Below are 6,788 nucleotides of genomic sequence, written 5' to 3' on the forward strand. Positions count from 1 at the left end.
GTATTACGAGCTCCTGTGCGAATTGGAGAGAGCGCTCCCGCAAACTGCCTCTTGACAACTTATAGGAGCGTCGGTTTTATTTTTCGTTTTCCCGGCATGGTTGAGGGTATCCAATTAAACGTAGTAGATAGGCCCGTTTTGTGGCATACGACCCATTCAAGCCCAATCTCGAAGGCTAAAGAGAGCCTCTCATCCGCACCTGCGAGCGAAAACCAAATAAAATGAAAGGCAAATGGAAAGCCCGTTTGACGAGCGGAGAACATATGCGCGACGTAACCGAAAGCGACTGGAAGCTGTTTAAGAAAATGCTTCCTCAATGGCAAGAACGTTATATGGAAAAGCTCATCGGCCAGTACGTTGAGATGCTGAACGGCGACAGCGAAGCGTCCAGTAGATTTTGGGCACTAGAAGAGCGCCTCAATAGAGACAAGCTGTCCTCAGGCGTAATTGCAAACGACATTCGCCGCAGCACAATGCACCGCGAGATAGCCAATTTGCTTATCGACAGCGTGATCACCCTTGACGACCTTGACGGTTTTACCGAAGACATTAAGAGCTATGCGCAACACTGGATTGGCCAGTAAGAGCACTGAACGACAGACATCCCCAGCAAAACGGGGCAAACGCTGGGCCACCTAATGGTTGTCCGGCGTTTGCCCAGATAAAACCTGCCAAAATAAACCTGTCCCTTTTTGGCGGATTACTCGGCACTCTTGAGGGCGCCGACCATGTCGATCTTGTTGAGGGTACGATTGGTGGCGAGGTTGACGATAAACGTAAAGCCAAAGGAAAGCACCACGGCAAGCACATAGCTCAGCGGCTCGACCTCAACGTCAAAGTACAGCGATGGCATCTGCAGGATGTAGGTAAAGCTCTCGGCCAGCAAGCCGCCTAACGGCACGCCCAGAGCGGCGCCAATCGCCGTGAGAATCAACGTCTCCTTGTTGACGTAGTGGTGCACCTCGCCGCGACGGAAGCCCAACACCTTAATGGTCGCCAGCTCGCGCTCGCGTTCGGAGATATTCGTGTTGGACAGCGTAAACACCACCACAAACGATAGGCACGCCGCCATAAAGGTCACGAGCACCACGACGGAATTGATAATCGCAAAGTTCGCCTCGTAGTTCTGCCAATGTTCGGCCGTGCTCGAAATGGTGAGCCAACCGTCACTCTTAAGATTCTTGCTAAACGCAATCTGGTCGGCCGACGAACCCTTAAGCAGCACAAAGACGCCGTTAAGGCGTGCGCTTCGACCGAACGCGCGCTCATAGGTGCCCTGAGTCATATAAAGCGTGTTGCCCAGATAGTTGAGCGAAATGTCGCTGACTTTGACCTTGGCAACGTTGAGCGACGAATCCTGGACGTGTGCTGTATCGCCCGGCTGAATCCCCAGCACCAGCTGTGAACTCTTGCTCAGATACACATCTCCGTCACGCAAAGACAGCGGCTCTTTGGACTCATCCTCAAGGCGAACGTAATTGCCCAAGTCACCCGTGCGGTCATCGGGCACCACGATCAGCTGCACGGTCTCGCTCTTGCCGCCAAACGTAAAGGTGACGTTGTCGGTCATAATCGGCAGGGTCGAGGTCGCGGTCACGTTGGAATCATTGGCCGCGCTGCGCTCATCCAATGCCGCGCACGTCTGAGTAAAGTCGTCGGGATTGGCGACCGCCAGCAGGTCGTAGCGCGTGATATGCCCGTACTGTTTGGGCGAAAGCGCCACCGACGTGTCACGGATGCCCATGCCGCAGATCACGAGCGCCGTGCAGCCGGCGATACCGAAGATGGTCATAAAGGCGCGCTTTTTGTAGCGGAACAGGTTACGCGCTGCCACCTTGTTCAAAAAGCCCATGCGGTGCCAGATAAAGCCGATACGCTCAAGCAAGATACGCGAGCCGGCGCGCGGGGCCTTGGGACGCATGAGCGAGGCTGGGGTCTCGGCCATCTCGTGACGACAGGCGATAATCGTGGCGCCCACCACGCCCACGGCAAACAGCGCCACCGAGACGATTGAGGACACGATGTCGTACGAAAGCAGCATCTGAGGCAGCGAGTACATGTCGTCGAACACCGTAAACAAGAACAGCGGCAGGCCCACAAAGCCGATGATGTTGCCGAGCACGCCGCCGATCAGACAAGCCCACAGCGCATAGTCCACGTATTTGGACAGGATGCGCCCGCGCGAATAACCGAGCGCCTTATACAGGCCGATGAGCGTGCGCTCCTCCTCAACCATACGCGTGGCGGTGGTGAGGCTGATGAGCACGGCGACGATAAAGAAGATAAACGGGAACACCGTGGCGATGGCCTCAATTGACGAGCTATCGCTCTCGACGCTCGAGTAGCTTGCGATGTTACCGCGGTCCTGGATGTACCAAGTGCATTCGCCCAGATCGGAAAGCTCGGCGCGGGCATCGGCAAAATGCTGGTCAGCGGCGGCGCGGCGCTGGTCCAGGTCAGCTTGCGCCTGTGCACGTTCGTCGCTGCCCTCGGCCATACGGTCGATGTTGCCCTGTTCAATCCCAAAGAGCATATTCGCCTGGCGCTCGGCCGCATCCAAGCTTGCCGGCGTGTCAACCGTCAACTCCTGAGCACGTGCCTTCTCACGCTCCCTGCGGATCTTCTCGATATTGCCCTTGACCTCGTTGATCTTTGTCGTGTAGGCATCCGAATAGGAGTTGAGGCTCTTGGCTCCCTCGACGATCACGTGGACCGAGGAGTAGGAAGAAGATGTCGCGGCGTCCTCGTTCACATAGAACTTATAGTCCGCAGCCGAGGCGGCACGGAAGGCGTTGACCGTCGAGTCGGAGCTCACGTCGGTGGGATCGAGAACCTCGGCCGTGATGGTGTAATTGCCTGTGCCGAACTGATCCTTGGCACTTTGGTTGGACGAGCTCACGTCATTGGCGGCAAAGCTCACCGTATCGCCGAGCCTTTTGCCCGAAGCCTTCAGGAACTTCGAAGTCACCGCGACCTCATCGGCGCTCTCGGGCAAATCGCCGTTCACGAGCACCGGCTGATCGATGTTCTCCTTGGAGAGACTTTGCACGACCACGCGCTCGCGCGCTGTGCCCACGGCGGTGTAGGCGGTCTCGGTGTAGATACCCTCGGCCGTCTCGACGCCGTCGACCTCTTGGATAGCCGCAAGATCGTCGCGCGTAAGGCCATAGGTCGACTGCACGTTAATGTCATAGACATTCTGCTGGTCAAAATAGGCGTCGACCGAATCGCGCAAATCTTCGCAGCCTGCCTTAAGACCGCACATCACGCTCACGCCAAGCGCGGTGATGACCACGATAGATAAGAAGCGCTTAAGACTGCCGCGGATTGTGCGGTGGATGCCGCGGCGAAAAACCGTCGGCACCATATCGTTTGAACTTTGGGCGGTGCGATAGGTCGTAAAATCCTGCTCGTGCTCCATGTTCCGCGCGTCGCGGCGTTGGCTGTTTTGGCGGTCCTGGTCCATGGGCGCTACCACTCGATCGTCTCGATAGGCACGGGATTTTGCTGGACCGTCTCGCTCTCCACGCGACCACTCTTAAAGCGGATCAGGCGATCGGCCATGGGCGCGAGCGCGGAGTTGTGCGTGATGATAATGACCGTAATGCCCTGCTTGCGGCAGGTATCCTGCAGCAGCTGCAAGATCTGCTTGCCGGTTTTATAGTCGAGCGCGCCCGTGGGCTCGTCGCACAGGAGCAGCTTGGGGTTCTTTGCCAGTGCGCGGGCGATGGACACGCGCTGCTGCTCGCCGCCCGAAAGCTGTGCCGGAAAGTTGCCCAGGCGTTCGCCCAGGCCAACCTGGCGAAGCGTCTGTTCGGCATCGAGCGAATCGGGGCAGATTTGCGCCGCGAGCTCGACGTTTTCGAGCGCCGTCAGGTTGGGGACCAGATTGTAGAACTGGAAAACAAAGCCGACGTCGGCGCGGCGGTATTCCACGAGCTGTGCCTCATTGGCAGAGCTCACATCGCGCCCGTCCACTGTCACGGAGCCGGAGGTTACCGTATCCATGCCGCCCAGGATGTTGAGCGCCGTGGTCTTGCCGGCACCCGAGGCGCCCAGGATAATGGCGAGCTCACCGCGCTCAACGGTAAAGCTCGCGCCGTCGAGCGCATGGATGCGGGCATCGCCCTCGCCGTATGCTTTGATGACGTCTTTGAATTCGATATAGGCCATCGATCGGTTCCCATCTGGTCGGATAACTCTTTAGTATTACCCATTTCACGCCGACCAAAAAGGGACAGGTTCATTTTGGCAGGTTTTATATGGGGAAACGGGGAGCGCAGGCAAGCGCCGGGAGGCAGAGAAATCATCAACGGGGTCAGGCCGACCGCCAAACACAACGCACGCATCTCTATCTGTCAGCAAAATCATTCGAACAGCTGTTCGTTTCTATGATATGATTCCGTTATCTAAGCAGGCCAATACGCAGAAAGGCGGCCAACATGGCGTTCGACTTTAAGAAAGAATGCAAGGAGCTCTACAAACCTGCAAGCAAGCCGAGTATCGTAACTGTCCCGCCTATGAGCTACGTTGCCGTTCGCGGAAAGGGCGACCCAAATACCGAAGGTGGCGAGTATCAAAACGCCTTGCCGCTACTTTACGGCATCGCCTATACCGTCAAGATGTCGAAGAAAGGCTCAAGGAGTATCGAGGGCTATTTCGACTTTGTGGTACCGCCGCTCGAGGGTTTCTGGTGGCAAGACTCCCCGAGCGGCGACATCGATTATGTACGCAAGGACGATTTCAACTTTATCTCGTGCATTCGCCTGCCCGATTTCGTCACCCGAGATGACTTTGACTGGGCAGTCGCGGAAGCCACGACCAAAAAGAAACTGGACTTTTCCGCCGTCGAGCTGCTTAAAGTTGACGAGGGTCTCTGCGTTCAATGCATGCACACCGGGCCCTACGGCAACGAACCGGCGACCGTAAACGCTATGCATGAATACACGATCGAGCAGGGCTATGTTCCCGACTTCTCAGACACCCGTTTACATCACGAAATCTATCTCTCCGATCCGCGCAAATGTGCACCGGAGAAACTTAAGACTGTGGTTCGTCATCCTATCAAGCGCGCCGAATAGCATGGAGCGTCATTTCACGCGCTAGGTTTTAAGCCAGTCAACCAGCCGCCACCTAGGCCGTCCGGTAATTATCCTGACGCGGCCCGTCGCATCTTATAAGTTTGTTTTGCTAAAGCTGGAAAGCCTCTCAACGATGCGCAACTCCAGCCCTTTTTCTATCAAGAGGCTTAAATGAAATACCGGAAGTCGCGGATATCCATCAACGAACAGATAGCACTATTGACAGAAAACAAGGGTCTTAAGTGCTCTGATCAAAGCGAACTCGAGCGAGCTTTGGTCGAAGTCGGCCACTACAAACTGTCGGCCTACTGGTTTCCCTGCAAACCAAATGCAAGTCCGGGATTACCATCTTTCGCGAAGGCACAGCATTCGAAACCATCATCTACACGTATGAATTTGACCGAGCCCTCCGGCAGTTAATGTTTGATGCGGTCGGCAGAATTGAGATCTACCTCAGAAGCAGAATTGCCTATCTTGCCTCTGAGGAACGCGGGCCTTTCTGTTACCCAGATGTCACCATAACGAGGCTCAACTCGGCATGCCCATCGGGCTTTGCGCCGCGCTGGGATACGCCGCCGTCTTTGGCAGCGCCACCAATACGCTGCTCGCGCCGATCCTTATTGGCTGCGAAGTCTTCGGCTTTGGCGACTTGCCGAAGTTCTTTATTGTCTGCGTCGTGGCTTACCTGTTCAACATGGATAAGTCGATCTACGCCCTGCAGAAGCGGACGTAGATGGATGTCCAAGCAGGTGGTCTCAACCGGAAACGGCGTCTTGGCTATGCAAAGTGCTCGAACGTTATTCCTCGTACGCGCCCTCAAGCCGGAGCAGCCACTCCTTACGGTCGAGGCCGCCGGCATATCCGTTAAGCGAGCCGTCGGCCGCGACCACGCGATGGCACGGCACGATAATCGAAATGGGATTACGCGCGACCGCGGCCCCCACGGCACGGGGAGACACAACGGGTGCTTCGTTTCCCGGTACACGATGTCGAGCCGCAACACGCTGGGCGATCTCACCATACGTAGCGACCTCGCCACGCGGGATAGAAAGCAGCTCAAACCAAACCTCACGCTGAAACGCCGTGCCAATCATATGCAACGGCGGCGTAAACCGAGGCTCCTGCCCCGCAAAATAAGCATTCAGCCAAGCCCAAGAACGCTCAAGCACCGAAGATGCCGCGCCATTTGCCGGACTCACCGAAGACATCCCACCGGTACCAGAAACCGCATCGGCACCTACGACATACTCCGCATCCTCTTTGAGCAGCGTAGAGCCAAAGTGCTCCTGACCCTCAAACCAAAGCCCCGTCAAACCGCGGCCATCAGCGGCAAGCAAGATTTCGCCCAAGGGCGAAGCAAACGTCGTCGTGACCACCAGCGGCTCCTTTCAAAACTCCGCACCATAATACCGCGAATTGTGCAGACAACCCCCGCAGATACGTCTGGGCGGGCTCGATTGTCCAAGGGAGGGAGTTTTTCCTCTCAATATCGGCCGATACCGAGTCACAACGCCCAAAACGATGTCCGGCAAAAACGAAGGTGAATGGTTTTCCGAGAAGTGAACGAGTAAAACTAGGGCCCCGAAGCATCCGCATTTTTTGACTGCAAAACAGCAGGATTCATGCGATAAAACCGACGCTCCTATAAGTTGTCAAGAGGCAGTTTGCGGGAGCGCTCTCTCCAATTCGCACAGGAGCTCGTAATAC

Annotated in this window: 6 protein-coding genes and 1 pseudogene; 4 read left to right on the top strand and 3 right to left on the bottom strand. The window is 56.2% G+C overall.

Annotation, left to right across the window (positions count from 1 at the left end; translation table 11 throughout):
- The first annotated feature begins 263 nt into the window (after positions 1 to 263).
- Positions 264 to 584, top strand: coding sequence for a multidrug transporter (locus I1969_RS10645; RefSeq protein WP_195235102.1), 321 nt, complete (start codon positions 264 to 266; stop codon positions 582 to 584).
- Between the two features lie 116 nt (positions 585 to 700).
- On the opposite strand, the gene I1969_RS10650 is transcribed toward I1969_RS10645, so the two are convergent.
- Together I1969_RS10650 and I1969_RS10655 are read right to left on the bottom strand one after the other, a co-directional pair.
- Positions 701 to 3,466 (bottom strand): FtsX-like permease family protein, encoded by a 2,766-nt coding sequence (locus I1969_RS10650; protein ID WP_229028401.1) that lies wholly within the window; start codon positions 3,464 to 3,466, stop codon positions 701 to 703.
- A gap of 5 nt (positions 3,467 to 3,471) precedes the next feature.
- Positions 3,472 to 4,173, bottom strand: a complete 702-nt coding sequence (locus tag I1969_RS10655) for an ABC transporter ATP-binding protein (protein WP_195235103.1) — start codon at positions 4,171 to 4,173, stop codon at positions 3,472 to 3,474.
- 269 nt (positions 4,174 to 4,442) lie between these two features.
- Between I1969_RS10655 and I1969_RS10660 the strand changes: the two genes are divergently transcribed.
- The 3 genes and pseudogenes from I1969_RS10660 to I1969_RS10670 all read left to right on the top strand — a co-directional run bounded on the left by I1969_RS10660 (position 4,443) and on the right by I1969_RS10670 (position 5,814).
- Positions 4,443 to 5,081 (top strand): GyrI-like domain-containing protein, encoded by a 639-nt coding sequence (locus tag I1969_RS10660; protein WP_195235104.1) that lies wholly within the window; start codon positions 4,443 to 4,445, stop codon positions 5,079 to 5,081.
- Positions 5,082 to 5,428: 347 nt separating this feature from the next.
- Positions 5,429 to 5,584: pseudogene (locus I1969_RS11365) on the top strand (Abi family protein); the annotation flags it as partial.
- A gap of 35 nt (positions 5,585 to 5,619) precedes the next feature.
- Entirely contained in the window at positions 5,620 to 5,814 is a 195-nt protein-coding gene (locus tag I1969_RS10670; protein WP_195235105.1) for a chloride channel protein, read from the top strand.
- Between the two features lie 64 nt (positions 5,815 to 5,878).
- On the opposite strand, the gene I1969_RS10675 is transcribed toward I1969_RS10670, so the two are convergent.
- Positions 5,879 to 6,457 carry a methylated-DNA--[protein]-cysteine S-methyltransferase gene (locus tag I1969_RS10675; RefSeq protein WP_271748100.1) on the bottom strand — a complete coding sequence of 193 codons (579 nt, stop codon included), beginning with the start codon at positions 6,455 to 6,457 and terminating at the stop codon, positions 5,879 to 5,881.
- Positions 6,458 to 6,788: the final 331 nt, after the last annotated feature.

It is taken from the genome of Collinsella aerofaciens, from assembly GCF_015548375.1.
GTDB classification, from domain to species: domain Bacteria; phylum Actinomycetota; class Coriobacteriia; order Coriobacteriales; family Coriobacteriaceae; genus Collinsella; species Collinsella aerofaciens_AB.